This is a genomic window from Stenotrophomonas maltophilia, assembly GCF_023518235.1.
Taxonomy (GTDB): Bacteria; Pseudomonadota; Gammaproteobacteria; order Xanthomonadales; family Xanthomonadaceae; genus Stenotrophomonas.
Genome location: NZ_CP090423.1, coordinates 237,143 through 264,129, shown reverse-complemented (window position 1 = coordinate 264,129; position 26,987 = coordinate 237,143). Strand labels below are relative to the sequence as shown.

Annotated in this window: 19 protein-coding genes; 10 read left to right on the top strand and 9 right to left on the bottom strand. The window is 65.9% G+C overall.

Going from position 1 to position 26,987, the window contains the following annotated elements:
* Positions 1 to 123: 123 nt before the first annotated feature.
* Positions 124 to 5,100, bottom strand: coding sequence for an NAD-glutamate dehydrogenase (locus tag LZ605_RS01385; protein ID WP_249843558.1), 4,977 nt, complete (start codon positions 5,098 to 5,100; stop codon positions 124 to 126).
* Positions 5,101 to 5,350: 250 nt separating this feature from the next.
* On the opposite strand from LZ605_RS01385, the gene LZ605_RS01380 reads away from it, so the two are divergent.
* From LZ605_RS01380 to LZ605_RS01370, 3 genes are read left to right on the top strand one after another with little or no spacing between them, the layout of a single operon-like run.
* Positions 5,351 to 6,007, top strand: coding sequence for a TetR/AcrR family transcriptional regulator (locus LZ605_RS01380; RefSeq protein ID WP_249843557.1), 657 nt, complete (start codon positions 5,351 to 5,353; stop codon positions 6,005 to 6,007).
* Complete coding sequence (locus tag LZ605_RS01375; protein WP_107232944.1) at positions 6,007 to 7,275, top strand: efflux RND transporter periplasmic adaptor subunit; 1,269 nt, start codon at positions 6,007 to 6,009, stop codon at positions 7,273 to 7,275. Before LZ605_RS01380 ends, LZ605_RS01375 begins: the two co-directional genes overlap by 1 nt.
* Before the next feature lie 15 nt (positions 7,276 to 7,290).
* Positions 7,291 to 10,464, top strand: coding sequence for a multidrug efflux RND transporter permease subunit (locus LZ605_RS01370; RefSeq protein ID WP_249843556.1), 3,174 nt, complete (start codon positions 7,291 to 7,293; stop codon positions 10,462 to 10,464).
* A 151-nt stretch (positions 10,465 to 10,615) separates the two neighbouring features.
* Here LZ605_RS01370 and LZ605_RS01365 read toward each other — a convergent pair whose 3' ends face one another.
* Positions 10,616 to 10,903 (bottom strand): hypothetical protein, encoded by a 288-nt coding sequence (locus LZ605_RS01365; protein ID WP_249843555.1) that lies wholly within the window; start codon positions 10,901 to 10,903, stop codon positions 10,616 to 10,618.
* Positions 10,904 to 11,073: 170 nt separating this feature from the next.
* Positions 11,074 to 12,222: an acyl-CoA dehydrogenase family protein gene (locus LZ605_RS01360; RefSeq protein ID WP_249843554.1), complete on the bottom strand. Its 1,149-nt coding sequence runs from the start codon at positions 12,220 to 12,222 to the stop codon at positions 11,074 to 11,076.
* A gap of 153 nt (positions 12,223 to 12,375) precedes the next feature.
* Here LZ605_RS01360 and LZ605_RS01355 point away from each other — a divergent pair, with 153 nt between their 5' ends.
* From LZ605_RS01355 to metH, 3 genes are read left to right on the top strand one after another with little or no spacing between them, the layout of a single operon-like run.
* A complete protein-coding gene (locus tag LZ605_RS01355) occupies positions 12,376 to 13,305 on the top strand; it encodes an ArsR/SmtB family transcription factor (protein ID WP_057495390.1) in 930 nt (309 codons plus the stop codon).
* Positions 13,306 to 13,318: 13 nt separating this feature from the next.
* The gene (locus LZ605_RS01350; protein ID WP_249843553.1) at positions 13,319 to 14,413 is read left to right on the top strand and encodes a homocysteine S-methyltransferase family protein; all 1,095 of its coding nucleotides are present in this window, start codon (positions 13,319 to 13,321) and stop codon (positions 14,411 to 14,413) included.
* Positions 14,410 to 17,094, top strand: coding sequence for a methionine synthase (gene metH / locus LZ605_RS01345; protein ID WP_249843552.1), 2,685 nt, complete (start codon positions 14,410 to 14,412; stop codon positions 17,092 to 17,094). Before LZ605_RS01350 ends, metH begins: the two co-directional genes overlap by 4 nt.
* A 21-nt stretch (positions 17,095 to 17,115) precedes the next feature.
* Here the strand turns inward: metH and LZ605_RS01340 are convergent, their stop codons facing one another.
* The 6 genes from LZ605_RS01340 to LZ605_RS01315 all read right to left on the bottom strand — a co-directional run bounded on the left by LZ605_RS01340 (position 17,116) and on the right by LZ605_RS01315 (position 23,194).
* On the bottom strand, positions 17,116 to 19,188 hold the full coding sequence (locus LZ605_RS01340; protein WP_249843551.1) for an acyltransferase family protein: 2,073 nt from the start codon (positions 19,186 to 19,188) through the stop codon (positions 17,116 to 17,118).
* Positions 19,189 to 19,236: 48 nt separating this feature from the next.
* On the bottom strand, positions 19,237 to 19,920 hold the full coding sequence (locus tag LZ605_RS01335) for a DUF2058 domain-containing protein (protein WP_249843550.1): 684 nt from the start codon (positions 19,918 to 19,920) through the stop codon (positions 19,237 to 19,239).
* Between the two features lie 10 nt (positions 19,921 to 19,930).
* Positions 19,931 to 20,170, bottom strand: a complete 240-nt coding sequence (locus LZ605_RS01330) for a SlyX family protein (protein ID WP_046982650.1) — start codon at positions 20,168 to 20,170, stop codon at positions 19,931 to 19,933.
* Positions 20,163 to 21,512 carry a UDP-glucose dehydrogenase family protein gene (locus LZ605_RS01325; RefSeq protein ID WP_249843549.1) on the bottom strand — a complete coding sequence of 450 codons (1,350 nt, stop codon included), beginning with the start codon at positions 21,510 to 21,512 and terminating at the stop codon, positions 20,163 to 20,165. The genes LZ605_RS01330 and LZ605_RS01325 overlap by 8 nt, the downstream gene beginning before the upstream one ends.
* A gap of 23 nt (positions 21,513 to 21,535) precedes the next feature.
* On the bottom strand, positions 21,536 to 22,513 hold the full coding sequence (locus LZ605_RS01320; RefSeq protein WP_249843548.1) for an FKBP-type peptidyl-prolyl cis-trans isomerase N-terminal domain-containing protein: 978 nt from the start codon (positions 22,511 to 22,513) through the stop codon (positions 21,536 to 21,538).
* Between the two features lie 96 nt (positions 22,514 to 22,609).
* Positions 22,610 to 23,194 (bottom strand): glutathione peroxidase, encoded by a 585-nt coding sequence (locus LZ605_RS01315; protein ID WP_249843547.1) that lies wholly within the window; start codon positions 23,192 to 23,194, stop codon positions 22,610 to 22,612.
* A 606-nt stretch (positions 23,195 to 23,800) separates the two neighbouring features.
* Between LZ605_RS01315 and LZ605_RS01310 the strand changes: the two genes are divergently transcribed.
* The 4 genes from LZ605_RS01310 to LZ605_RS01295 are packed head-to-tail and all read left to right on the top strand — an operon-like array spanning position 23,801 to position 26,973.
* Positions 23,801 to 24,160 (top strand): GntR family transcriptional regulator, encoded by a 360-nt coding sequence (locus LZ605_RS01310; RefSeq protein WP_107232934.1) that lies wholly within the window; start codon positions 23,801 to 23,803, stop codon positions 24,158 to 24,160.
* The gene (locus tag LZ605_RS01305) at positions 24,160 to 25,035 is read left to right on the top strand and encodes an ABC transporter ATP-binding protein (RefSeq protein ID WP_107232933.1); all 876 of its coding nucleotides are present in this window, start codon (positions 24,160 to 24,162) and stop codon (positions 25,033 to 25,035) included. Before LZ605_RS01310 ends, LZ605_RS01305 begins: the two co-directional genes overlap by 1 nt.
* Positions 25,032 to 26,060, top strand: a complete 1,029-nt coding sequence (locus LZ605_RS01300; protein ID WP_249843546.1) for an ABC-2 transporter permease — start codon at positions 25,032 to 25,034, stop codon at positions 26,058 to 26,060. The genes LZ605_RS01305 and LZ605_RS01300 overlap by 4 nt, the downstream gene beginning before the upstream one ends.
* Before the next feature lie 25 nt (positions 26,061 to 26,085).
* Positions 26,086 to 26,973, top strand: a complete 888-nt coding sequence (locus LZ605_RS01295; protein WP_249843545.1) for a DUF4097 family beta strand repeat-containing protein — start codon at positions 26,086 to 26,088, stop codon at positions 26,971 to 26,973.
* The last annotated feature ends 14 nt before the right edge of the window (positions 26,974 to 26,987 follow it).

The window sequence follows — 26,987 nt, the reverse complement described above, 5'->3', positions numbered from 1 at the left end:
ATAACCGAGCACCGCTGCGCTCGCCGGGCATGGCCCGGCGAACGTGCCCAGAAACAGAACGGCCCCGCTTTCGCGGGGCCGTTCCGGTTTACGCTCGCCGGGCAGCGCCCGGCGTTACCTCACTTACGCGCCATGTGCCGCCAGCTGGCCCAGGCGCTGCACCGCGACCGAGACGGTCGGGTAGTCCAGGGTCTTCTGCTCGGCCAGTTCGGCCAGCATCGCCAGGGTGAAGCGCAGGCTGTTGTCGTCACGGCCCATCCAGGCTGCAACCTTGGCCTCCGCGCTGCTGCCCTTGGTGCCCAGCACCTGGCCGGCCAGGTTGCGGTGGTTGGCCGCCAGTTCGTCACGCAGCACGCCACGTGCCACCGCGTGCCAACGACCGTTGACCTCCAGCGCGTCGACCTGCTCGAACAGCCACGGCAGCTGCAGGGCGTCGCCAAGGCGGAAGTGGACCTTGGACACGTCCACCGGCTTCAGCTTGCGGGTGCGGGCCAGTTCGATGATGTCGAACGCCGGCTCCAGGAAGTGCAGTTCGGCCAGCTGCTGCGCCAGCGCGGACGGCAGGCCCTTTTCCTTCCACTCGGCCACCAGGGCTTCGTAGGTCGGACGCTGCGAATCCGGCAGCACGCCCGAGGCGACACGGATGTCGTTGAACGGACCCTGGTAGCGGTTGACCGCTTCGGTGATGCCCGGCATCGCGCCCGGGCGCGACAGCAGCCAGCGCACGAACGAACGCTGCAGCTTCCAGATCACTTCCAGTGCGTCGATCTGCACCGACTCCGGCACCTTGCCGTCGAGCGCATCGATCTGCGCCCACAGCGCGCGTGCATCCAGCGTTTCGCGGCTGATGGTGTAGGCCTTGGCCACCTCGGCGATGGAACGGCCGGTGTCTTCCTGCATGCGCATCAGGAAGGTAGCGCCCATGCGGTTGATGGTCTGGTTGGTCACGGCCGTGGCGATGATTTCACGCTTCAGGCGGTGACGCTCCATCGCGTCGGCATACTTCTTCTGCAGCGGGGTCGGGAAGTAGCGCTGCAGTTCCTTGGACAGGTACGGGTCTTCCGGAATGTCCGAATCCAGCAGCTGGGCGAACGCCACCAGCTTGGAGTAGGACAGCAGCACCGACAGTTCCGGACGGGTCAGGCCCTGGCCGCGTGCCTTGCGCTGGGACAGCTCGGCATCGGACGGCAGGAACTCGATCTGGCGATCGAGCAGGCCCTGCTGTTCCAGGGTGCGGATGAAGTGCTGCTTGGAGCCCAGGCGCTTGACCGCCATCCGCTCCATCAGGCTCAGGGCCTGGTTCTGGCGGTAGTTGTCGTTGAGCACCAGCTCGGCCACTTCGTCGGTCATCGACGCCAGCAGCTTGTTGCGCTGTTCAACGGTCAGCTTCTTGGCCCGCACCACATCATTGAGCAGGATCTTGATGTTGACTTCATGGTCGGAGGTATCCACACCGGCCGAGTTGTCGATGAAGTCGGTGTTGAGCAGCACGCCGGCCTGCGCGGCTTCGATACGGCCCAGCTGGGTCATGCCCAGGTTGCCGCCCTCGCCCACCACCTTGCAGCGCAGCTCACCACCGTTCACGCGCAGCGCATTGTTGGCGCGATCGCCGACATCGCTGTGCTGCTCGCTGGCAGCCTTGACGTAGGTACCGATGCCGCCGTTCCACAGCAGGTCGACCGGTGCCTTCAGGATCGCGCTCATCAGATCGTTCGGCGACAACGCCTTGACGCTGTCGTCCAGGCCCAGCGCTTCACGCACCTGCGGGGTGATCTCGATCGACTTCAGGCTGCGCGGGAAGATGCCGCCGCCCTTGCTGATCAGCTTGGCATCGTAGTCGGCCCAGCTCGAACGCGGCACGGTGAACATGCGCTCACGCTCGACGAACGAGGTCGCCGCATCCGGGTTCGGGTCCAGGAAGATGTGGCGGTGATCGAAGGCGGCCACCAGGCGGATATGGCGCGACAGCAGCATGCCGTTGCCGAACACGTCGCCGGACATGTCGCCGACGCCGACCGCGGTGAAGTCCTGGGTCTGGCTGTCACGGCCCAGCGCACGGAAGTGGCGCTTGACCGACTCCCACGCACCGCGTGCGGTGATGCCCATGCCCTTGTGGTCGTAACCCACCGAACCGCCGGAGGCGAAGGCATCGCCCATCCAGAAGCCGTGCGCGATGGCCAGGCCGTTGGCGATGTCGGAGAAGGTCGCAGTGCCCTTGTCGGCGGCCACCACCAGGTACGGATCGTCCATGTCGTGGCGCACGACATCCACCGGCGGCACGATCTTGTTGTTGACGATGTTGTCGGTGATGTCCAGCAGGCCCTGGATGAACAGCTTGTAGCAGGCCACGCCGTTGGCGAAGACCGCATCGCGATCACCGTTCACCGGCGGCATCTTGGCGAAGAAGCCACCCTTGGCGCCGACCGGCACGATCACGGTGTTCTTCACCATCTGCGCCTTGACCAGGCCCAGCACTTCGGTACGGAAGTCCTCGCGGCGGTCCGACCAGCGCAGGCCGCCACGGGCCACGGCACCGAAGCGCAGGTGGGTACCTTCCACGCGCGGGCCGTACACGAAGATTTCGCGGTACGGGCGCGGCTTGGGCAGGTCCGGCACCAGCGCCGAATCGAACTTGAAGCTGATGACATGGCCGTGCTGGCCATTGGCATCGGTCTGGTAGTAGCTGGTACGCAGGGTCGCGTCGATCACGCCCATGAACGAGCGCAGGATGCGGTCCTCGTCCAGGCTGGACACGCGGTCCATCAGCTTCAGCAGCGCATCTCGCGCGGCCTGCATCTGTGCATCGCGATCACCCTTGCGGGCGTCGACCACGGTCTTGAGGACCTTCAGGGTGGCCTCGTCGCCGGCAGCCAGCACATCGAGGTGGGCCTTCAGCTGGGCCTGGCCAGCGGCGATGTCATCCTTGCTCTCGTGGCCGGTGGCCGGATCGAAGCGGGCTTCGAACAGTTCCACCAGCAGGCGCGCCAGCAGCGGGTAACGGGCGAAGGTGCCTTCCACGTAGGCCTGCGAGAACGGCACGCCGGTCTGCAGCAGGTACTTGCAGTAGCCACGCAGCATGGCGACCTGTCGCCAGTGCAGGCCGGCGGCCAGCACCAGGCGGTTGAAGCCGTCGTTCTCGGCATCGCCGTGCCAGACGCGGGCGAAGGTCTCACCGAAGGCTTCATCGACGCTGGCGGCATCGATTGCACCGGCGGTCGATTCGACTTCGAAGTCCTGCACATACACCGGCGCGTTGTCGACCGACAGGCGGTACGGACGCTCGGCGATCACGCGCAGGCCCATGTTTTCCATCATCGGCAGCGCGTCCGACAGCGGAATGTCGTCCAGCTGGCGGTACAGCTTCAGGCGCAGGCCATCACCGCTTTCGCGCGGCACCGCCTGCAGGCTCAGGCGCAGGTCGTCCGGGCCGGTCAGCGCGTCGAGCTGGCTGACATCATTGGCGGCAACGGCGGTGCTGTTGTCTTCGATGTAGCCGGCCGGCAGCGCCTTGCCGATGCGGGCAGCGATGCGCAGGCCTTCTGTTTCGCCATGGCGCGACACCAGCGCTTCACGCAGGTCGTCCTGCCAGTTGCGCAGCACCTGGGCCAGCTTCTGTTCCAGTTCGGCGGTATCGACGTCGAGCATTTCGCCCGGCTTCGGGCGCACGATCAGGTGCACCTGCGCCAGCGGCGATTCACCCAGCACCACCGAGCTGTCCACGTACTCACCGTGCAGCGCGTCCTTCAGCATGGCCTCGATGCGCAGGCGCACGTCGGTGTTGAAGCGCTCGCGCGGCAGGTAGACCAGCGCGGAAATGAAACGGCTGTACTTGTCGCGGCGCAGGAACAGGCGGCTGCGCACGCGCTCCTGCAGACCCAGCACGCCCATCGCGGTGCGCAGCAGTTCGTCCTCGCTGGACTGGAACAGCTCTTCGCGCGGCAGGGTTTCCAGAATGTGGCGCAGCGCCTTGCCACTGTGGCTGGCCGGGGCCAGGCCGGACTGCTTCATCACGTGTTCGTGGCGCTGGCGCACCAGCGGGATTTCCCACGGGCGGCGGTTGTAGGCGCTGGAGGTGAACAGGCCAAGGAAGCGCTGCTCGCCGATGATCTTGCCCTTGGCGTCGAATTCCAGCACGCCGATGTAGTCCATGTAGCCGGCGCGGTGCACGCGCGAACGGGCATTGGTCTTGGTCAGGATCAGCGCGTCCTTCAGCCCGGACGTGGCGTTCAGGCCCTGCGCGGCCAGGGTCTTGACCGGACGGGCGGCGGACTTGTCCTTGCCGCGCATCAGGCCCAGGCCGGTGTCGTTCAGCGGCGCCAGCACGTCTTCCTTGCCCTGCTTCTCGACGCGGTATTCGCGGTAGCCGAAGAAGGTGAAGTGGTTGTCGGCGGCCCAGCGCAGGAACTCCTGTGCTTCCTTGCGCGAGGCATCGTCGACCGGCAGCTGGCGGCTGCCCAGGTCGTCGGCCAGCGCCAGTGCCTTGTCCTTCATCGGCTGCCAGTCGCGCACGATCGCACGCACTTCATCCAGCGCCTTGTTGATGGCCTGCTCGATGGCGGCCATGGCTTCGGCCGGCTGGCGGTCGATCTCCAGCAGCATCACCGACTCGGCATCACCCTCGCCGACCTTGAGCAGCTTGCCGGCCTTGTCGCGACTGAAGTGCAGCACCGGATGGCCCAGCACGTGGACGCCCACGCCCTGCTCGGCCAGCGACATGGTGACGGTGTCGACCAGGAACGGCATGTCGTCGTTGACGATCTGCAGCACGGTGTGCGGCGATTCCCAACCATTGGCCTTGGCGGTCGGATTGAACACGCGGACGTTGGCCTTGCCGGCCTTGCGGGCACGGGCGAATTCCAGCGTCTCAGCCGCGAGAGCGGCCCACTCTTCAGCGCTGTGGTGCGGGAACTCGTCCGACTCCATGCGCTTGTAGAAGCCAGTGGCAAAGGCCACTGCTTCGGCCTGTGCGGCCGCGGGGTAGCGCTTGCGCAAGGCCGTGTACACCGGCTCCAGGGAGAAACCAGCGGTCACTGCGACCTCCGACTCTGCTGGTTTGGTCTTGTTTTTCACGGTCTTGGCTGCGGTTTTTTGCGGTTTCATGGCAGAGCGATGCGCTTGCTCAGTTGGGAAAATGAAATTGTAGCCCTACCGCACGAAAAGGCCTTGCTGCAGGACGGAATAAGCAGATTCGGGTTTGCTGCGGTTTAGACGCCTATTCAGTTCGCACCGGTATGGTCCCGGCGCCCTCCGCAGCACTTCCGACAGGATCGGCAAAGCGTGTTACCGGAAGACACACGCAGCCACACCCATTCGATTCCACAATGCTGAACTGGACGGTATAGTCCACCGCGTGAACCCGCCCTGCCCCCCCGCTGCCCTGGACGCGCGCGATGAGCGTGTGTTCGATGCCGTGCGCGAACTGCTGGCCCAGCAGGGCATGCAGATGAGCATGGATGCGGTGGCCCAGCACGCCGGCTGCTCCAAGCAGACCCTGTACTCGCGCTATGGCAGCAAGCAGGAACTGCTGCGCCGGGTCATGCAGCGCCATGTCGGCCACGCCACCGGCGCCATGCTGCGTGCACTCCGCACTGACGACCTGCGTGCCAGCCTGCTCCAGTTCGCCACCGACTTCCTGGAGCATTTCAACCAACCGCACGTGGGCCAGGCCTGTCGGCTGATCGCCGCCGACGCCGCGCAGTTTCCTGAAGAGGCGCGTACGCTGTACCGGCATGGCGCCGGCGCACTGACGCTTCATCTTGCTGAATGGATTGAAACCGTTTGCATGCAAGGCCGGCTCCGCCATGACGACCCGCACTACATGGCCGAACTGCTGCTGAGCATGATCGCCGGTCAGGATTTCGACAAACAGCGCTTCCATACCGCCCATCGTGATGACGCGCAGCTGCGTCGGCGCTGGGCAGAGTTCTCCGTCGACAGCTTCCTGCGCGCGTTCGCGCCACAGCCGTCGCCGGCCCCGTCTACAAACCAACCCCGGAGTTCCTCCTGATGACCGCCCCACTCCGCACCCTTGCCTTGACGTGCGCCGTTGCTGTCGCGCTGGCTGCCTGCAAGAAGCCGGAACAGCAGACGCCCCCGCCGCCGGAGGTAGGCGTGATCGACGCCAAGCCGCAGACCCTGCCGCTGCAGCGTGAGCTGGTCGGCCGCCTGTCGCCGTTCCGCAGCGCCGACGTGCGCGCACGCGTGCCGGGCGTTCTGCTCAAGCGCGTCTACCAGGAAGGCTCGCAGGTCAAGCAGGGCCAGGCCCTGTTCCTGATCGACCCGGCCCCGCTGCGCGCCTCGCTCAATGCCTCCGAAGCCCAGCTGGCCTCGGCCCGCGCCACCTACGCCAATGCCAAGGTGGCCGCCGACCGCGCCCGTTCGCTGGCGCCGCAGCAGTTCGTCTCCAAGTCCGACCTGGACAACGCCGAATCGGCCGAGCGCACCGCGCTGGCCGCGGTCAAGCAGGCCGAAGCCACCGTCACCTCCTCGCGCATCAACCTGGGCTACACCGAAGTGACCGCGCCGATCAGCGGCGTGGCCAACAAGCAGCAGGTCACCGAAGGTGCGCTGGTCGGCCAGGGCGATGTGACCCTGCTGACCACCGTCGACCAGCTCGATCCGCTGTACGTGAACTTCTCGCTGAGCGTGGACGAACTGACCCAGCTGCGCGCGCAGCAGGCCAAGGGTGCGCTGGCACTGTCCGGTGACGGCAAGGCGACGGTCAACGTCAAGCTGGCCGATGGCAGCACCTACAGCGAGCCGGGCACGCTGGACTTCTCCTCGACCACGGTCGATCCGGCCACCGGTGCGGTGTCGCTGCGCGCACTGCTGCCCAACCCTCAGCAGATCCTGCTGCCAGGTGCCTTCGTCAGCTTCCAGGCCAACCTGGGCGAGCGCAACAACGCCTACCTGGTGCCGCAGCAGGCGCTGCTGCGCGACACCACCGGCGGCTACGTGATGGTGGTCGGCGCCGACGGCAAGGTCATTCGCAAGAACGTCAAGACCGACGGCGCGCAGAACGGCAACTGGCTGGTCAGCGACGGCCTGGCCGCCGGTGACAAGGTCATCGTGGCCGGCGTGCAGAAGGTCAAGGAAGGCGCACCGGCCGTGGCCAAGCCGTGGACCCCGGGACAGGACGCCAACGGCAAGCCTGCCGCAGGCGGTGCTGCACCGGCGGCCGCGGCTCCGGCTGCAGGCAAGGCACCGGCCGACGCGGCCAAGCCCGAGCAGGCCGATGCGGCCAAGCCGGCCGCCACCGAATCGAACAAGCAGTAACGGGAACCTTCCGTCATGCCTAAATTTTTCATCGAGCATCCAGTCTTCGCCTGGGTGGTTGCGATCCTGATCTCGCTCAGCGGCGTGATCGCGATCCTCAACCTGGGTGTGGAGTCCTACCCCAACATCGCCCCGCCACAGGTGACCGTCTCGGCCACCTACCCGGGCGCCAGTGCCGACACCACTGAAAAATCGGTCACCCAGGTGATCGAGCAGCAGCTGACCGGTATCGATCACCTGCTGTACTTCAGTTCCTCGTCCGCCTCCAACGGCCGTGCCTCGATCACCCTGACCTTCGAGACCGGCACCGATCCGGACATCGCCCAGGTGCAGGTGCAGAACAAGGTCTCGCTGGCCACGCCACGACTGCCTTCGGAAGTGACCCAGCAGGGTGTGGTGGTGGCCAAGGCCAACGCCGGCTTCCTGATGGTGATCGCGCTGCAGTCCGATACGCCCACCATCAATCGTGACGCCCTGAACGACATCGTCGGCTCGCGCGTGCTCGACCAGGTCTCGCGTATCCCCGGCGTCGGCAGCACCCAGCAGTTCGGTTCCGAGTACGCCATGAACATCTGGCTGAACCCGGAAAAGATGCAGGGCTACGGCCTGTCGGCCAGCCAGGTGCTGGCCGCGGTGCGCGCGCAGAACGTGCAGTTCGCCGCCGGTGCGCTGGGTTCGGACCCGTCGCCGGAGGGCCAGCACTTCACCGCCACGGTGTCGGCCGAAGGCCGCTTCAGCTCGCCGCAGGAGTTCGAGAACATCATCCTGCGCGCCAACCCCGACGGCTCGCGCGTGCTGCTCAAGGACATCGCCCGGGTGGCCTTCGGTGCCAACAACTACGGCTTTGACACCCAGTACAACGGCAAGCCCACCGGTGCCTTCGCCATCCAGCTGCTGCCGGGCGCCAACGCCCTGAACGTGGCCGATGCGGTGCGCGCCAAGATGGACGAACTGCAACCCAGCTTCCCGTCCGGCGTGACCTGGTTCTCGCCGTACGACAGCACCACCTTCGTCAAGATCTCGATCCAGGAAGTGGTCAAGACCCTGTTCGAAGCAGTGTTGCTGGTGTTCCTGGTGATGCTGATCTTCCTGCAGAACTTCCGCGCCACGCTGATCCCGACCCTGGTCATTCCGGTGGCCCTGCTCGGTACCTTCCTGGGCATGTGGATGATCGGCTTCACGATCAACCAGCTGACCCTGTTCGCGATGGTGCTGGCGATCGGCATCGTGGTCGATGACGCGATCGTGGTGATCGAGAACGTCGAGCGCATCATGACCGAGGAAGGGCTGGCGCCGAAGCCGGCCACGCAGAAGGCGATGACCCAGATCACCGGCGCGGTGGTGGCGATCACCGTCGTGCTGGCCGCGGTGTTCATTCCGTCGGCACTGCAGGGCGGTGCGGCCGGTGAGATCTACAAGCAGTTCGCGCTGACCATCGCCATCTCGATGGCGTTCTCGGCGTTCCTGGCACTGGGCTTCACCCCGGCGCTGTGCGCGACCTTCCTGAAGCCGACGCACAACGACAACCCGAACATCGTCTACCGCACCTTCAACAAGTACTACGACAAGATCAGCCACACCTACGTGGGGCATATCACCTCGGCGGTGCGCCACGCCCCGCGCTGGATGATCCTGTTCGTCGTGCTGACCGCGCTGTGCGGCTTCCTGTTCACCCGCATGCCCGGCAGCTTCCTGCCGGAAGAAGACCAGGGCTATGCGCTGGCGATCGTGCAGCTGCCGCCGGGTTCGACCAAGAGCCAGACCAACGAAGTGTTCGCGCAGATGCGTGGCGTGCTGGAAAAGCAGGACGGCTATGAAGGCATGCTGCAGGTGGCCGGCTTCAGCTTCGTCGGTTCCGGCGAAAACGTGGGCATGGGCTTCATCCGCCTGAAGCCGTGGGAGGAACGCAAGTTCACCGCGCCGGAGTTCATCCAGAACATGAACGGCGCGTTCTACGGCATCAAGGAAGCGCAGATCTTCGTGGTCAACCTGCCGACCGTGCAGGGTCTGGGCCAGTTCGGCGGCTTCGACATGTGGCTGCAGGACCGCAGCGGCGCCGGCTACGAGCAGCTCACCCAGGCACGCAACATCCTGCTCGGCAAGGCCGCACAGAAGCCTGAAGCGCTGGTCGGCGTGCGCCCCAACGGCCTGGAGAACGCGCCGCAGCTGCAGCTGCACGTCGATCGCGTGCAGGCGCAGTCGATGGGCATGTCGGTGTCGGACGTGTACAGCACCATCCAGCTGATGCTGGCCCCGGTGTACGTCAACGACTTCTTCTACGAAGGCCGCATCAAGCGGGTGACCATGCAGGCCGATGGCCCGTACCGCACCGGCCAGGAATCGCTGAAGAGCTTCTACAGCCCGTCCAGCCTGACCACCAATGCCGATGGCACCAACGCGATGATCCCGCTCAACACGGTGGTCAAGTCCGAGTGGGTGTCGGCACCGCCGTCGTTGAGCCGCTACAACGGCTATTCGGCGATCAACATCGTCGGCTCGCAGGCCCCGGGCACCAGCTCGGGTGAAGCGATGCAGACGATGGAGAGCATCGTCAACGACGACCTGCCGGCCGGCTTCGGCTACGACTGGTCCGGCATGTCCTACCAGGAAATCCTGGCCGGTAACGCTGCGACCCTGCTGCTGGTGCTGTCCATCGTGGTGGTGTTCCTGTGCCTGGCCGCGCTGTATGAAAGCTGGTCGATTCCGGTGGCGGTGCTGCTGGTGGTGCCGCTGGGCGTGCTGGGTGCGCTGGGTCTGTCGATGCTGCGTGGCCTGCCCAACGATCTGTTCTTCAAGATCGGTCTGATCACCGTGATCGGCCTGGCGGCGAAGAATGCAATCCTGATCGTGGAGTTCGCGGTGGAGCAACGCGCAGCCGGCAAGAACCTGCGCGATGCCACCATCGAGGCAGCGCGCCTGCGCTTCCGCCCGATCCTGATGACCTCGTTCGCGTTCATCATGGGCGTCATCCCGATGGCGATCTCCAGCGGTGCCGGCGCCAACTCCCGTCACGCCATCGGCACCGGCGTGATCGGTGGCATGCTGTTCGCCACCCTGCTCGGCCTGCTGATGATCCCGGTGTTCTTCGTGGTCGTGCGGCGCATGCTGGGCGACAAGCTCGATGAACCCTCCAAGGAGTTCATGGAACGCCAGCGCGATGCCGATGCCGCGCACCGTCCGGATCGCTGATCCGGCCGAAAGCTGAAACGAGAAAGGCCCCGGAGCGATCCGGGGCCTTTTTTGTTGCTGCTTTTGAATCCATGCCAACCAGGGTTGGCATCTACCCAAGCAAGGGCATGCCCGGTAGCCGCCAACCTTGGTTGGCGCTCTGCAGGGGGTCTCAGCGGAGCAGTGCAACCAGCACGCATACCACCACAATCACCGAGGCCACCCACTGCATCGGTACGAAGAAGAAATGATGGGGCGCGGCTTCGCCCTTCTTCCGGGGCATGCGATTGAGCCACAGGCCCAACAGTACGTTCACGGTTGCGCCGATACCCGCACCCAGGAGAACCTGCTGCAACGGAATGTTGCCTTTGGGGCCATCATGCGGATAAAAGTACGCCAGCAGCAGGATCACTGCGATCGGCGTCACCAGCGTCATCAAACCCCAGCCGCGATGGATCATCGTGCAGACCCTTGAGAAAAACGGCCTGCATTGTAGCGGGGCTTTGGAAGGGCGCCGCACAATGAAATTGATGGCGGTACGTGGGTTGCCGCTCTGTAGAGAACAGCGCATCCACGCATGGCGTGGATCTACTGGCCGCGCCGCCGTTGCAGCGGCGCGGCCCTTGCCACTCAGCGCAGCCCGGTCTCGTTTCGTGCGATCACCAGGCGCTGGATCTCCGAAGTGCCCTCGTAGATCTCGGTGATCTTGGCATCACGGAAGTAGCGCTCCAGCGGCATTTCCTTCGAATAGCCCATGCCGCCATGGATCTGCACCGCCTGATGGGTGATCCACATCGCCGCCTCCGAAGCGGTCAGCTTGGCGATGGCCGCTTCATTGCTGAAGCGCTTGCCCTCGCCCTTCACCCACGCCGCGCGCAGGGTCAGCAGCAGCGCCGCGTCCAGCTTGCACTTCATGTCGGCGATCTTGGCCTGGGTCATCTGGAAGGTACCGATGGCCGCGCCGAACGCCTTGCGCTCCTTCACGTACTCGATCGTAGCTTCATAGGCAGCGCGGGCAATGCCGATCGCCTGCGAGGCGATGCCGATGCGACCAGCATCCAGCACGCCCATCGCGATCTTGAAGCCCTCGCCTTCCTGGCCCAGCACGTCCTCGGCCTGGGCTACGTAGTCGTTGAACTCGATCTCGCAGGTGGCCGAGGCGCGGATGCCCAGCTTCGGTTCGGTCTTGCCACGGCCAAAGCCGGGCTTGTCGGTGTCGATCAGGAAGGCGGTGATGCCGCGCGCACCCTTGTCCGGCTCGCTCATTGCAAACAGCACGATGTACCTGGCCACCGGGCCGGAGGTGATCCAGCTCTTCTTGCCATTGATCACGAAGCTGCCATCGGCCTGCTTGACGGCCCGGCAACGCATGGCCGTGGCGTCCGAGCCGGACTGTGGCTCGGTCAGCGCGAACGCACCGATGGCCTCGCCCTCGGCGATGGCACGCACGTATTTCTGCTTCTGTGCTTCGCTGCCATGGGTCAGGATGCCGTTGCAGAACAACGAATTGTTCACCGACATGATGGTCGAATGCGCAGCATCACCGGCGGCGACCTCCACCATCGCCAGCACGTACGCAATCGGGTCCATGCCCGCGCCACCGTATTCGGTCGGCACTTCGATGCCCATCAAGCCGTTCTCGCCCAGCAGGCGGATGTTGTCCAACGGGAACTCGCCGGTGCGGTCATGGTGCTCCGCGCTGGGGGCGATCTTCTCCTGCGCGATGCGACGCGCAACGTCCTGCAGCATCAACTGCTCTTCGGTAAAGCTGAAATCCACAACACCCTCCCGGGTACATGAAGTTATGGGCCGCATGCGGCGCGCCCAGGTAGCTCGATTGTACCGGGGCGTGAATGGTTCCGTACGCCAGCGACTTGACCCTGGCAGGCCTTCTCGGCGAATATATCTCTATATCGCGATAGGTAGATATTTATGGATCTGGAAGACTGGTCGACCCGCCTGAAGGTGTTCGCCGATGCCACCCGCGTGCGCCTGCTGGCGCTGCTGGAACAGGAAGAGCTGACCGTGGCCGAGCTGTCGGCGATCACGCGGCTGGCGCAGCCCCGCGTGTCGACCCATCTGGCGCGCCTGAAGGAAGCCGGGCTGGTCCGCGACCGCCGTGCCGGCGTATCGGCCTACTACCGCTTCGACGAGGCCCAGCTGGACCCAGCGCAGCGCGCATTGTGGCACGCATTGAGCAACGGAAGCGACGATCCGCTGCTGCGCCAGGATGCTGAACGGGTGGCCGCCGTGCTGGCCCACCGCGCCTCCGACCAGAACTGGGCCGACAGCGTGGCAGGCGACATGGAACGCCACTACTCCCCGGGCCGCACCTGGGAGGCGCTGGCACGCACCGCGCTGCCGCTGCTGGAAACCGGCGACGTGCTCGACATCGCCTCCGGTGACGGCGTGCTGGCCGAACTGGTCGCCCCGCACGCCAAGCGCTACGTCTGCATCGACACCAGCGCGCGCGTGGTCGCCGCCGCCAGCGAGCGCCTGCGCCGCCTGCCCAACGTGGAGGTACGCGAGGGCGACATGCATGCGCTGCCGTTCAAGGACCGCAGCTTCGACCTGGTGGTGCTGATGCACGCGCTGACCTACGCCAGCAAGCCGGCGCAGGCGGTGACCGAGGCCGCACGCGTGCTGCGCCCGGGCGGCCGGCTGCTGCTGTGCAGCCTGGCCCGCCATGAGCACAAGGCCGCCGTCGAGGCGTACGGCCACGTCAACCTCGGCTTCAGCGACAAGGAACTGCGCAAGTTCGTCGACAAGGCCGGCCTGCAGGTGTCCAGCCTGGAGACGGTCACCCGCGAGAAGCGCCCACCGCATTTCGAAGTGATCTCGCTGATCGCCAACAAGCCCTGAGCCCGAGTCCACCATGTCCGCGCTGCCCTGGTTGCATCCCGATCGTGCCAACGCCCTGCTCGTCGCCCTGCGCGAGCGCATCCTGATCATCGACGGTGCCATGGGCACCATGATCCAGCGCCACGGGCTGCAGGAGCAGGATTATCGCGGCGAGCGCTTCGCCGGCGGCTACGACCACGCCCACGGGCCGGGCTGCGACCACGGTACGCCCGAGGGTCACGATCTGAAGGGCAACAACGATCTGCTGCTGCTGACCCGGCCGCAGATCGTCGCCGACATCCACACCGCCTATCTGCTGGCCGGCGCCGACCTGGTGGAAACCAACACGTTCAACGCCACTTCGGTGAGCCAGGCCGATTACCACCTGCAACACCTGGTGTATGAGTTGAACAAGGCCGGCGCAGCCGTTGCACGCGCCTGCTGCGATGCGGTGCAAGCGACCACGCCGGACAAGCCGCGCTTCGTCATCGGTGTGATCGGCCCCACCAGCCGTACCGCCTCGATCAGCCCGGACGTGAACGATCCCGGCTTCCGCAACACCAGCTTCGATGAACTGCGCGATACCTACCGCGAAGCGATTGAAGGCCTGATCGACGGCGGCGCCGACACGCTGATGGTCGAGACCATCTTCGACACGCTCAACGCCAAGGCCGCGCTGTATGCGCTGGAAGAAGCCTTCGATGCACGCGCTGCGCGCCTGCCGGTGATGATCTCCGGCACCATCACCGATGCCTCCGGCCGCACCCTGTCGGGGCAGACCGCCGACGCCTTCCACGCCTCGCTGGCGCATGCGCGGCCGCTGTCGATCGGCCTGAACTGCGCGCTGGGCGCCGACGCGATGCGCCCACATGTGGAGACCCTGGCGCGCGTGGCCGACTGCCATGTCAGCGCACACCCCAACGCCGGCCTGCCCAATGCCTTTGGCGAGTACGACGAAACGCCCGAGGAAATGGCCACCACGCTGCGCGGCTTCGCCGAGGATGGCCTGCTGAACCTGGTCGGCGGCTGCTGCGGCTCCACCCCCGAGCACATCCGCGCCATCGCCCAGGCCGTGGCCGGCCTGCCGCCCCGTCCACTTCCCGGCGCGCAGGAGCAGCAGGCCGCATGAGCACCGCCCCCTACACCCGCCTGTCAGGCCTGGAACCGCTGGTCATCACCCCGGACCTGCTGTTCGTCAATGTCGGCGAGCGCACCAACGTCACCGGCAGCGCGCAGTTCCGCAAGCTCATCAAGGAAGGCCGCTACGAGGAAGCCGTGGACGTGGCCCGCCAGCAGGTGGCCAGCGGCGCGCAGATCCTCGACGTCAACATGGACGAAGGCCTGATCGATTCGGAGGCAGCGATGACCCGCTACCTCAACCTGATCATGTCCGAGCCGGACATCGCACGCATCCCGGTGATGGTCGACTCCTCCAAGTGGAGCGTGATCGAGGCCGGGTTGAAGTGCCTGCAGGGCAAGAGCGTGGTCAACTCGATCTCGCTGAAGGAAGGCGAAGCACTGTTCCGCGAGCACGCGCGCAAGGTGCTGCGTTACGGCGCAGCTGCGGTGGTGATGGCGTTCGACGAGACAGGCCAGGCCGACACCTGCGCGCGCAAGGTGGAAATCTGCACCCGCGCCTACCGCATCCTGGTCGATGAGATCGGCTTCCCGCCACAGGACATCATCTTCGACCCGAACATCTTCGCCGTCGCCACCGGCATCGAAGCGCACGACAACTATGCGGTGGACTTCATCGAAGCCACCCGCATCATCAAGCAGACCCTGCCGCACTGCCATGTCTCCGGCGGCGTCTCCAACGTCTCGTTCTCGTTCCGCGGCAACGAAACGGTACGCCAGGCCATCCACTCGGTGTTCCTGTACCACGCCATCGCCGCTGGCATGGACATGGGTATCGTCAACGCCGGCGCGATGCCGATCTACGACGAGCTGGAGCCTGAGCTGCGCGAACGCGTGGAGGATGTGATCCTCAACCGCCGCAGCGATGGCACCGAACGCCTGCTGGAGATCGCCGAGCGCTACAAGGGCAAGAAGGGCGCGGCCAAGACCGAGGATCTGGGCTGGCGTGAAAAGCCCGTGGCACAGCGCCTGGCGCATGCGCTGGTGCACGGCCTGGATGCCTGGGTGGAGGAAGACACCGAATTGGCCCGGCAGGGCTCCAGCCGCCCGCTGGACGTGATCGAAGGCCCGCTGATGGACGGCATGAACGTGGTCGGCGACCTGTTCGGCGCCGGCAAGATGTTCCTGCCGCAGGTGGTGAAATCCGCACGGGTGATGAAGAAGGCCGTGGCCTACCTGCTGCCGTACATCGAGGCCGAAAAGGCCCGCAGCGGCGATACCGCCAAGAGCAATGGCAAGATCATCATGGCCACGGTGAAGGGCGATGTGCACGACATCGGCAAGAACATCGTCGGCGTGGTCCTGGCCTGCAACAACTTCGAAGTGATCGACCTGGGCGTGATGGTGCCGGCGCAGAAGATCCTCGACGCCGCGCGCGAGCACCATGCCGACCTGATCGGCCTGTCCGGGCTGATCACCCCCTCGCTGGAAGAAATGAGCCACGTCGCGCGCGAAATGGAACGCCAGGGCTTCGACCTGCCGCTGCTGATCGGCGGGGCAACCACCTCGCGCGCACACACGGCCTTGAAGATCGACCCGCACTACAAGGCGCCCACGGTGTGGGTGAAGGATGCCTCGCGTGCGGTCGGCGTGGCCCAGTCGCTGATCTCGCGTGATCTGCGCGATGCCTTCGTCGCCGCCAACGAGGCCGACTATGCCGAGATCCGTGCGCGTCACCGCAACCGTGGTGATGCCAAGCGCCTGGTCTCGCTGGAGCACGCACGCGGGCAGAAGTTCCAGGGCGACTGGGCCAACTACACGCCACCTGCACCGCGTCAGCCCGGCCTGCACGTCTTCGATGATTACCCACTGGCCGAACTGGTGGACTACATCGATTGGACCCCGTTCTTCCAGGCGTGGGAGCTGGCCGGCAAATTTCCGGCCATCCTCACCGACGAGATCGTCGGCAGCCAGGCCAGCGAACTGTACCGCGACGCGCGCGCGATGCTCGACCGCATCGTCGGCGAGAAGTGGTTGACCGCCAAGGCGGTGTTTGGCCTGTGGCCGGCCAACAGCGTGGGCGACGATGTGCGCGTGCAGCACCCGGCTGGTGAAACCACCCTGCACTTCCTGCGGCAGCAGGTGGACAAGCCGGCCGAGCGCCCGGACTTCTGCCTGGCCGATTTCATCGCACCTGCCGACAGTGGCCGCGACGACTGGATCGGCGCGTTCGCGGTGACCGCCGGCATCGGTATCGACGCGCACGTTGCACGCTTCGAAGCCGAGCATGACGACTACAACGCGATCCTGCTGAAGGCACTGGCTGACCGCTTCGCCGAAGCGCTGGCCGAGCGCCTGCACCAGCGCGTGCGCACGCAGTTCTGGGGCTACGACCACGCCGAGACGCTGGACAACGAGGCGCTGATCGACGAACAGTACCGCGGCATCCGCCCGGCGCCGGGCTACCCGGCCTGCCCCGAGCACAGCGAGAAGCGCCGCCTGTTCGACCTGCTGCAGGCCGAGGCCAACGCCGGCATGGAGCTGACCGAGAGCTTTGCGATGCTGCCCACCGCGGCAGTATCCGGCTACTACTTCAGCCACCCGCAGAGCCAGTACTTCGTGGTGGGCCGGCTCAGCCGTGAACAGGTCAGCGACTACGCCCGCCGCAAGGGCGTGGACCGCGCGCAGGCCGAGCGCTGGCTGGCCTCCAACCTCGACTACGACCCCGAATAGACAAAGGGGACGGATCCGCGTTCAGCGCTGCAGCAGCACCTGCTGCAGCGAAGGCAACAGCAGGCGATTGCCCTGCGCACTGAGGTGATCGCCATCAAAGAACAGCGGCCGGCCATCACGCTGTGCCGGGCACAGGCGGTCGTCGCACAGGGCCGGCAACGGATCCCAGAGCACGCCGCCGGGCAGGCCGTCGACCACCTGGCGCAGGCTGCCCAGCATGGGCGCGCGCAGCGTCTCCATCGCCTCGCGCGTGCTGTCCAGGCCATTGCGGCAGACTTCGTTGCACGCGTTGAAGCTGTCCGAACAGCGATACGGGGGCGCCGGCAGCACCGGCTTGGGCGCCTCCAGCACGATGCGCACGCCCCGCTCGGCCAGCGGCCTCCACTGCGCGATCGCCTCGGCCACCTCAGTCTTGCGCCCGACGGCAGCTTCGGCGGTCAGCTCTCCGGCAAGCTGCGCCTGCGCGTCGAACAGCACGAACTGATCGGACAGGCGCGGAACCCGCAGCGACACCAGCACCACCGCGTCACCCGGTTGCGCACGGCGTGCGATGTCCGCGAACACCGCCGCATCGAATCCGGCACAGCCCGCACCTGCACCACGCCACTTCTGCAGGCTTACCTGCGGGCATCCGCCACGGCCATACAGCGACACTTCCGCGCCGGTTTCCAGCGCCAGGCGTTGCAGCAGTTCGATGTAGGCCATCGCATGCGAATCACCGGCAACGAACACCCGCGCCGGCGCACCCGCCGGCACCGCACGGTCGCAGTTTCCGCGGGCATAGGTGCGCGCACTGCCACCCTCGAAACGATGCTTGGCCGTCACCAGGGCACAGCCGGGATAATCGCCGGCCACGCTCTTGCCGTCGGGGTACCAATCGGCCGGATGCCGGCTGACGGTACTCAACGACAGCTGTGGCGCCTGCCGGTAGAGCAGTGTCTGCAGGCCGGCAGCGAGCAGCAGCGCAACCGCGCCGGCCAGCACCCACCGCTCGGGGCGAAGGCGCTGCGCCAACCTGCCGCGGAAGGGTTGTTCCACCCAGCGCCACGACAGCCACGACAGCAGCAGCACCAGCGCCATCGCAGCGATCATCTGCGCCGGTGTCTGCAGGCCCACAGTCCAGCGCATCAGCACGAACACCGGCCAATGCCACAGATACAGTGAGTACGACAGCAGGCCGACACGGCGCATCGGGGCACTGGCCAGCAGGCGCGCGACCCAGGCCTGCGGATGATGATGCAGCGACCACAACAGGCCTACGGTGGCAAAGGCCGGCAGCAGACCATCCGGCCATGGCGAATGCCCTGCACGCGCGGACCACAGCGCCCACCCCAGCAGGGCCAGCGCCACCACCGCCAGCAGGGAGAATACGGGGGCCGTGCGCTTCGGCGCCTGCCCCGTTGCGCACTTCAGCGACGGGCGCAGGTGCAGCCACTGGAACAGCAGCACCCCCACCCCCAGCTGCCACAGGCGCGTGCTGGTGGCATAGAACGCCCACGACGGCGCCACGTCGCGCATGCCCAGCAGCGCTGCATGCAGCAGCGACGCCACACCGACCAGCGCAAACAGGCCCAGGCTGATCCAGCGCCCACGCGCACCGCGCGCCCAGGCCAGGAACAGCAGCGGGAAGATCAGGTAGAACTGCTCCTCCACCCCCAACGACCAGGTATGGGTATAGGGATTGAACTCGGCCCTGGGGGCGAAGTAATCGTTGCCGATCGCTGCCAGCACCCAGTTGCTGAAGCCGAACAGGGCCATCAACCCGGTCTTGTCACTGGCCTCGCTGAGCCAGGACTCGGGAATGAACAGCACACTGGCCAGCGCGGTCAGCAACAGGCAGGTCAACAGGGCGGGCGCGATTCGGCGGATGCGACGCGCATAGAAGCGCAGCATCGACGGCCCCAGCGGAAGCGGTGGCAACCGGTGTACCGATGCGCTGACCACGAAGCCGGAGATGACGAAGAACACGTCCACACCGGTGAACCCGCCCGGCAGCCAGGCCGGGTCGAGGTGGAACACGATGACGGCCAGCACGGCAATCGCGCGCAGGCCGTCGATGTGCGGTACATAGCCGCGGCTTGGATCTGCGGTCATCCCTTCCCCCACCGCCGCGACGGCCGTGGGCCCGCAGCATTCACGCGTTTACCAGACCAGGTCGTCCGGCACCTGGTACTGCGGATCGGCGTACGGATCTTCCTCGGCCGGCGCGTTCGGATCGACCTTCAGCGCCACCGATGCGGCGAACACCGCCTCGGACTGCGCCAGCACCTCGGCAGTCACCAGCAGGTATCGGCCATTGAGCTGGACCACACCCAGTTCACCGGCATTGAGCGCGGTCAGCTGTTCGGCGGTCACGTAGATGCGCTTGATCTTGCCGCCGTACGGGAAGTGGCGGGCGATGTCCGCGTCCTCGGCATTCAGGCCCTTGTCCTTCAGCAGCTCTTCCAGCTTGGCCTTGGCCTCACGGCGAACGCGCGCCTCTTCCTGCTTCAGGCGCTCGGTCTCGATGCGCTCTTCCTTTTCCCGCTGCGCACGGATGGCGTAGGCCTTGGCCAGGTCCATTTCCTCGGCAGAACGCGGCTTGCGCGGGCCTTGCTGGCCGGGCCCACGGGACTGCCCGGGCTTGCCTGCACCCGCGTGGCCGTGGCCACCTCGGCGCTCGCCGGGCTTGTGTTCGCCCTTGCCGGCGCCCTGCGGCTTTCCATTGCCATTGCCACCCTTGCCCTGCGGGCGGCCATCACGGCGGGGGCCATCATTCTTGCGCTCGGGCTTGGGCGCGGGCTTGAAGCCCAGGCCCATCAGCTGGTCGCGGAGGGTATCGCTCATAGGATTCGGATCAGTAGTGCGGCGGCGGCGGTTCGCTCGCCGGATCGGAAGAATTCAGTGCGTTGCGGACCTTGCCCAGGTCTTCCAGCAGGACGCGCAGCACGTCGGCATTGCGCATGCCCTGCATGCGGGCATCGGCCAGCGCATCGCTCAACTCGGCCAAGGCCTGTTCCTGGAAGGACACGCGCATTTCCAGTTCGACCAGACGCGCTTCAAGCGCCTGTTCGCGTTCGGTGGGCAGCTCAGACATGCAGCGAACGCCCCCGGCCGATACCGTAGTACGCCACGCCCGCGGCTTCCACCTCGGCCGGGTCGTAGAGGTTGCGCCCGTCGAACACCACTGCGTCCTTGAGCTGCTCGCGCAGCTTCTGGAAATCGGGGCTGCGGAACTGCTTCCACTCGGTCACCACCACCAGCGCGTCGGCGCCCTGCAGGGCCTCATCGGCACTGTTGCAGAACACCAGGTCATCGCGCTCACCGAAAATGCGCTGCGATTCGTGCATCGCTTCGGGGTCGTAGGCGCGCACCGTCGCACCGCCCTCCCACAGCTGCGCCAGCAGGCGGCGGCTGGAGGCTTCACGCATGTCGTCGGTGTTGGGCTTGAACGCCAGGCCCCACACGGCAAAGGTCCTGCCGCGCACGCCCTCGTCCTCGCCCTTGTCGTAGTGACGCTGGATGAGCGCGAACAGATGACCCTTCTGCGCATCATTGACCGCTTCCACCGCATTCAGCAGCTTCGGTTCCAGACCGTACTGCTGGGCGGTGCGGGCCAGCGCCTGCACGTCCTTGGGGAAGCACGAGCCGCCGTAACCGGCACCGGGATAGATGAAGTGCCAACCGATGCGCGGATCCGAACCGATACCCTGGCGGACCTGCTCGACGTCGGCACCCACGCGTTCGGCGATGTTGGCGATTTCGTTCATGAACGAAATCTTGGTCGCCAGCATGGCGTTGGCCGCGTACTTGGTCAGCTCGGCCGAACGCACGTCCATTTCCACCACGCGGTCGTGGTTGCGGTTGAACGGTGCGTACAGGCGGCGCATCACTGCCACCGACTCTTCGCTGGTGGCACCGATGATGATGCGGTCCGGGCGCATGCAGTCGGCCACCGCATCGCCTTCCTTCAGGAATTCCGGATTGGACACCACGTCGAAGGCGATGTCCGCACCACGTGCGGCCAGCTCTTCGGCAATGGCGGCACGCACCTTGTCGGCGGTACCCACCGGCACCGTCGACTTGTTGACCACCACGGTCGGCACACTCATGTGCCGGCCGATGGTGCGGGCCACGGCCAGCACGTACTGCAGGTCGGCACTCCCGTCCTCGTCCGGCGGCGTGCCGACGGCGATGAACACCACCTGGCCATGGCCGATCGCGGCAGCCGCGTCCGTGGTGAACGCCAGCCGCGAGGCCGCATGGTTGGCCTTCACCATGGGTTCCAGGCCCGGCTCGTAGATCGGGATGATGCCCTGGTTGAGGCCGTCCACCTTGGCCTGGTCGATATCGACACAGACCACCTGATGACCGACATCGGCCAGGCAGGTACCGGTCACCAGCCCTACGTAACCGGTACCAAAAATTGCAACGCGCATGTCCGTATTCGCTCCTGGATGACTTACGGCAGAACGCCCAGCAGCTCGACGTCAAACGTCAGCGTGGCGTTCGGGCCGATCGGGCCACCCGGGGTGCCGTTCTCGCCGTAGGCCAGTTCGCCCGGGATCCAGAAGCGGTACTTCGAACCGACCGGCATCAGTGCCACGCCTTCGGTCCAGCCCTTGATCACCTGGTCCAGGCCGAATTCGGCCGGCTGGCGGCCGTAGGAGCTGTCGAACACGGTGCCGTTGAGCAGCTTGCCTTCATAATTGACGCGCACCTTGCTGCTCGGCAGCGGACGCTCGCCGCTGCCCGGGCGGATCACCTGGTACTGCAGGCCCGACGCGGTGGTCACCACGCCCGGCTGGGTCTTGTTCTTGGACAGGAACGCATTGCCTTCCTCACGGTTGGTCTGCGCGGCGGCGGCGGCCTTGGCCTGCATTTCAGCCTGCTTGCTGCCCATGAAGGCCTGGATGGTGGCGGTCGCGTCAGCTTCCGTCATCTTCGGCTGACCCTTGCTCAGACCCGTGCTGATTGCGTCAAACAACGCGGCAACGTCGATGTCGTCCTTCAGCTGTGCCAGCGACGGACCGACCGAGTAGGAACCGATCATCTGCGCGACCTTGACACGATCGACCTTCGGCGGCTGCGTGCCCGGCGCCATGCCCGGCACCTGCTGGCCGCTGCGCGCCATTACTACCTGACGCAGCGCAGCGTCGGTGGCCTTGGCCTGTTCCTGGGTAATCTGCGGCTGCAGGCCTTCGAAGGAACGCTCCACGGCGGTGCGCAGCGCGGCGACATCGATCTCATCGGCGATCGGGGTGAACGACTTGGCCACGTCCAGGCCGATGGCATAGCCCAGCTTCTGCTTGGGGGAATTCAAGGTTGCGGTCTCCTTGGCGGCTGCCGGAGCAGCCGGTTGTTGCGACAGAGCGACACCCGAAGTGCCCATCGCCAGAATCAGAACCGACGCCGCGGCGCCGCGCATTCCCATCTTCATTCGCTGCATTCCTGGAAGTGTCTGGGCGCCGACGTCGGCGCGAAAAGAACCATTGTCGCACGCATGCCCCCGATGTCGAGGCATCCGTGCCGGATATCAATGCTGGGCGGCGGCCAGGGCCTTGTCGATGGCCGCCGTCAACTGCGGATCGTCCGGCGTCACCTTGCTGGCGAACTGGGCGATGACCTTGCCATCGCGGCCGACCAGGTACTTGTGGAAGTTCCATCCCGGCGCCACGCCGGTAGCCGCGGTCAGCCGCTGGTACAACGGCGTGGCCTGCGCGCCAACCACATGCACCTTCTCGAACATCGGGAACCGGACCCCGTAGGTCAGCGTGCAGAACTCCTGGATCTGCTTCTCGTCGCCCGGCTCCTGGCCCTTGAAGTCGTTGGACGGAAAACCGAGCACGGCAAAACCACGGCCGGCGTAGCGCTTGTGCAGGGCTTCCAGACCTTCGTATTGCGGGGTATAGCCACACTTGCTGGCGGTATTGACCACCAGCAGCACCTGCCCGTGATAGCGCTGCTGCAGATTGATCTGCTGCTTGCCCGCCAACGGACGGTACGACAGGTCAAGCAGATCGGCGGCCAGGGCCGTGGCCGGACCGGCAACGCCGGCAACCATCAGGGCCAGCAGGGAGAGTCCACGCAGGCGGCGCAGGGAAACGGTCGGCAGAGGCATCAAGGTCAGTCCGTAGTGGCCTTTTACAGGGCCCGACCGGTACGGGCCGGGGATCGGCCGAACTATAGCACCGGGCCTGCGCTGCCCCGGCCGGCGCAGGCCAAGCCGGCTTTGCGCGATATGGCGCCTTTGCCGGCGGTCGCCGGTGCACGGCTCAGGAATTACACGACATCTACAATACTGAATGCAAGGGCGATCTCGAGCCCCGCCTGCGAAGTTTTTATTTTCATTGAAAAACAATGAGTTGAATGAATATTTCGGCCATATGACCCCCCGTGCCATCAGTTGGGTCCGGCAAGGGCTTGCACGGCGGCGTGCCGGTGTTATAGTTGCATACAACACCAGTCACCTGAGACAGGGGGAAGCCATGAACGCTCGGATTCGTCGCACTCTCACCGCACCCGCGGTCACGGCCGTTTCGACGCTGCTGGTGCTGGCCTGGCTGGCCATGCCCGCCCCCCCGGCCTCGGCCGACAGTGCGCAGGACGCGACCGTTTCACCGACAGGGACTGCCACCCCCTCCCCCCCTCCCCCGCGTCGGCTGCACAGCTCCCTGTCCATGCCGTATTTCTCGTTCGCACAGCCGCTGACCCCACGGAGCTGAACATGAGCGACATCCAGTGGAGCGACGGCGCTCCGATCTATCGTCAGTTGAAGGAGCGCGTGATCGCCATGATGCTCGACGGAATCCTCAAGCCGGGCGATGCCCTGCCCTCGGTGCGTCAGGTCGCCGCCGACTATCAACTCAACCCCATCACCGTTTCGCGCGCTTACCAGGAACTGGCCGATGAAGGCCTGGTGGAGAAGCGCCGCGGCCTGGGCATGTTCATGACCGAGCAGGCGGCCACGCAGCTGCGCAGTACTGAGCGCGACCGCTTTCTCAACGAAGAGTGGCCGGCCGTACTGGAACGCATCCAGCGCCTGGGCCTGAGCCTCGACGAATTGCTGCCCCAGGGGAATGTCTGATGAATAGCTCCGCAAGTGAATCGGTGATCACCGCCCGAGGCCTGCGCAAGGCCTACAAGACCACGGTCGCGCTCGACAATGCCAGCTTCAGCATTCCGAGCGGGCGCATCGTCGGCCTGATCGGCCCCAACGGTGCCGGCAAGACCACCGCGTTGAAGGCCATCCTCGGCCTGACCTCGGTGGAAGGCGAGTTGAGCGTGCTCGGACGCGACCCACGCCTGCACCGCGATGAGCTGATGAAGGACATCTGCTTCATCGCCGATGTTGCCGTGCTGCCGCGCTGGTTGAAGGTACGCGAGGCGATCGATTTCGTCGCCGGCGTGCATCCGCGCTTCGACCGCGCCCGCTGCGAGCGCTTCCTGGCCAACACCAAGCTGCAGCCCAAACAGCGCGTGCGCGAACTGTCCAAGGGCATGATCGTGCAGCTGCACCTGGCGCTGGTGATGGCCATCGATGCCCGCATCTTGGTGCTGGACGAACCCACCCTGGGCCTGGACATCCTTTACCGCAAGGAGTTCTACCAGCGCCTGCTGGAAGACTACTTCGACGAACAGAAGACCATCATCGTCACCACACACCAGGTGGAAGAGATCGAGCACATCCTCAGCGATGTGATGTTCATCCGCGATGGCCGCATCGTGCTGGATGCGGAAATGGACGACGTCGGCCAGCGCTACACCGAGCTGCTGGTGAACGCCGACCAGCTGGAAACGGCGCGCGCCCTGAAGCCGATCGACGAGCGCAGCCTGGCGTTCGGCAAGACCGTGATGCTGTTCGATGGCGTGCCGCGCACCCAGCTTTCCACCCTCGGTGAAACCCGCAGCCCGGGCCTGGCCGATCTGTTCGTCGCCATCATGAAGGGGACCTACGCATGAATGCCGTCAACCACCCTGTCGGCCCGATGGGCACCCTGCGCTGGCTGCTCAAGCGCGAGTATTGGGAAAACCGCGGCGGCTTCCTGTATGCCCCGCTGATCGCCGGCCTGATCTCGCTGGTGATGAGCACCGTGGGCATCGCCTTCGGCCTGTTCGCCCTGCATCGTGCCGCCCGCGATGGTGGCCTGCACATCGACGGCGAGGACGTGAACATCAATGGCCTGGACCTGGCCCTGCTGACCCGCGACATCAGCGCCAAGGATCTGACCGACCTCGGCAATGGACTGGACCTGACCCTGGTACTCAGCTCGGCCTGGCCGTTCCTGGTGCTGGCCTTCGTGGTGTTCTTCTACTGCCTCGGCGCACTGTATGACGACCGCCGCGACCGCAGCATCCTGTTCTGGAAATCGCTGCCGCTGTCGGACAGCCAGACGGTGCTGTCCAAGGTACTCAGCGCGCTGATCGTGGCGCCGCTGATCGCCGTGGTGGCCGGCATCATCACCATGTTCGGTTTCATGCTGGTCATCAGCATCGTCGCGCTGATGCACGGCGGCAGCCCGATGACCCTGATCTGGGGCCCGGCCAGCCCGCTGACCCTGGCCGCCGGTCACCTGGCCTGGATTCCGGTCTATGCCCTGTGGGCGCTGCCGACCGCCGGCTGGCTGCTGCTGTGCTCGGCCTGGGCCAAGAGCAAGCCGTTCCTGTGGGCGGTGATGCTGCCGCTGTTTGCCGGCGTCATCGTCAGCACCACCAAGGTCATGCCGCTGGTTGGCCTGAGCACCGGCTGGTTCTGGCAGAACATCGTCGGCCGCCTGCTGCTGGGTGGCGTGCCGGGCATGGACCTGCTCTACCGCCTCGGCGCCGATGACAACGCACGCCGCGACCTGGACTCGGTGGTCAGCCTGATGTCGCCGGCCTCGCAGTTGAAGTCACTGGCCATGCCGGAACTGTGGATCGGTGCGGTCGTCGGCGCACTGTTCATCTTCCTCGCCATCCGCCTGCGCAAGCGCGCCGGCGAGATCTGATCCCATCCCTCTGGAGGCACCACCCATGCGTTCCCTGCTCGCTTGTTCTGCGCTGTTGCTGTTGCCACTGTCGGCGCTGGCCGCCGATGCTCCGAACTGCAAGTTCACCGCTGCGCGCGCGTTGAAGCTGGACCTGGCCGGTGCCAAGGCGGTGGTCTTCGAAGTGAACCAGCATGACCTGAAGGTCGTCGCCAGCGCCGGCGGTGGCCAGCTGGACGGCCGGGCCTGCGCCTCCAGCCAGGAATGGCTGGACCAGCTGGTACTGGACCAGCGCCGGGTGGGTGACAAGCTGGTGGTGAGCCTGCGCCGCGAAGGCCGCACCAGCGGCATCAACCTGGGTAACAGCTACGCCTGGCTGGACATCCGTGGCAGCGTGCCGGACAACCTGCCGTTGCAGCTCAAGGTCGGCTCCGGCGACGCCAGCGTGGAGAACGCGCAGTCGCTGAGCGTGGACGTCGGTTCCGGCGATGCCATTGCCCGCGGCACCCGCGGCAGCATCCATGCGGCCGTGGGCTCGGGTGATCTCGACATCGATGGCGGCAGCTCGCTGAACCTGCTGTCGCTGGGTTCGGGCGACGTCAACGTGCGCAATATCGGCGGCGATGCCAGCACCGGTACGGTGGGCTCGGGCGACCTGAAGATCAGCGATGTGCGCGGCAATGCGCGGCTGGACACGGTTGGCTCCGGCGACATCGAGTTCAAGCGCGTGCAGGGCAATGTGGAGGTCGGCGTGGTCGGCTCCGGCGGCGTCGATCTGGATGACATCGGCGGGAGCGTGCACGTGCGCAGCCACGGCTCGGGCGACATCCGCGTGGACGGCGTGCGCGGCGCGCTGACCGTCGACCACAGCGGCAGTGGCGATGTGGAGCACCGCAACGTCAGCGGCAAGGTCACCCTGCCGCGCAACAAGTAACCACCTTCCAACCG

Coding starts and splice junctions, on each gene's coding strand:
- LZ605_RS01385 (WP_249843558.1), bottom strand. CDS start 5,100: ATGAAACCGCAAAAAACCGCAGCCAAGACCGTGAAAAACAAGACCAAA.
- LZ605_RS01375 (WP_107232944.1), top strand. CDS start 6,007: ATGACCGCCCCACTCCGCACCCTTGCCTTGACGTGCGCCGTTGCTGTC.
- LZ605_RS01370 (WP_249843556.1), top strand. CDS start 7,291: ATGCCTAAATTTTTCATCGAGCATCCAGTCTTCGCCTGGGTGGTTGCG.
- LZ605_RS01365 (WP_249843555.1), bottom strand. CDS start 10,903: ATGATCCATCGCGGCTGGGGTTTGATGACGCTGGTGACGCCGATCGCA.
- LZ605_RS01355 (WP_057495390.1), top strand. CDS start 12,376: ATGGATCTGGAAGACTGGTCGACCCGCCTGAAGGTGTTCGCCGATGCC.
- LZ605_RS01350 (WP_249843553.1), top strand. CDS start 13,319: ATGTCCGCGCTGCCCTGGTTGCATCCCGATCGTGCCAACGCCCTGCTC.
- metH (WP_249843552.1), top strand. CDS start 14,410: ATGAGCACCGCCCCCTACACCCGCCTGTCAGGCCTGGAACCGCTGGTC.
- LZ605_RS01340 (WP_249843551.1), bottom strand. CDS start 19,188: ATGACCGCAGATCCAAGCCGCGGCTATGTACCGCACATCGACGGCCTG.
- LZ605_RS01335 (WP_249843550.1), bottom strand. CDS start 19,920: ATGAGCGATACCCTCCGCGACCAGCTGATGGGCCTGGGCTTCAAGCCC.
- LZ605_RS01330 (WP_046982650.1), bottom strand. CDS start 20,170: ATGTCTGAGCTGCCCACCGAACGCGAACAGGCGCTTGAAGCGCGTCTG.
- LZ605_RS01325 (WP_249843549.1), bottom strand. CDS start 21,512: ATGCGCGTTGCAATTTTTGGTACCGGTTACGTAGGGCTGGTGACCGGT.
- LZ605_RS01320 (WP_249843548.1), bottom strand. CDS start 22,513: ATGAAGATGGGAATGCGCGGCGCCGCGGCGTCGGTTCTGATTCTGGCG.
- LZ605_RS01315 (WP_249843547.1), bottom strand. CDS start 23,194: ATGCCTCTGCCGACCGTTTCCCTGCGCCGCCTGCGTGGACTCTCCCTG.
- LZ605_RS01310 (WP_107232934.1), top strand. CDS start 23,801: ATGAGCGACATCCAGTGGAGCGACGGCGCTCCGATCTATCGTCAGTTG.
- LZ605_RS01305 (WP_107232933.1), top strand. CDS start 24,160: ATGAATAGCTCCGCAAGTGAATCGGTGATCACCGCCCGAGGCCTGCGC.
- LZ605_RS01300 (WP_249843546.1), top strand. CDS start 25,032: ATGAATGCCGTCAACCACCCTGTCGGCCCGATGGGCACCCTGCGCTGG.
- LZ605_RS01295 (WP_249843545.1), top strand. CDS start 26,086: ATGCGTTCCCTGCTCGCTTGTTCTGCGCTGTTGCTGTTGCCACTGTCG.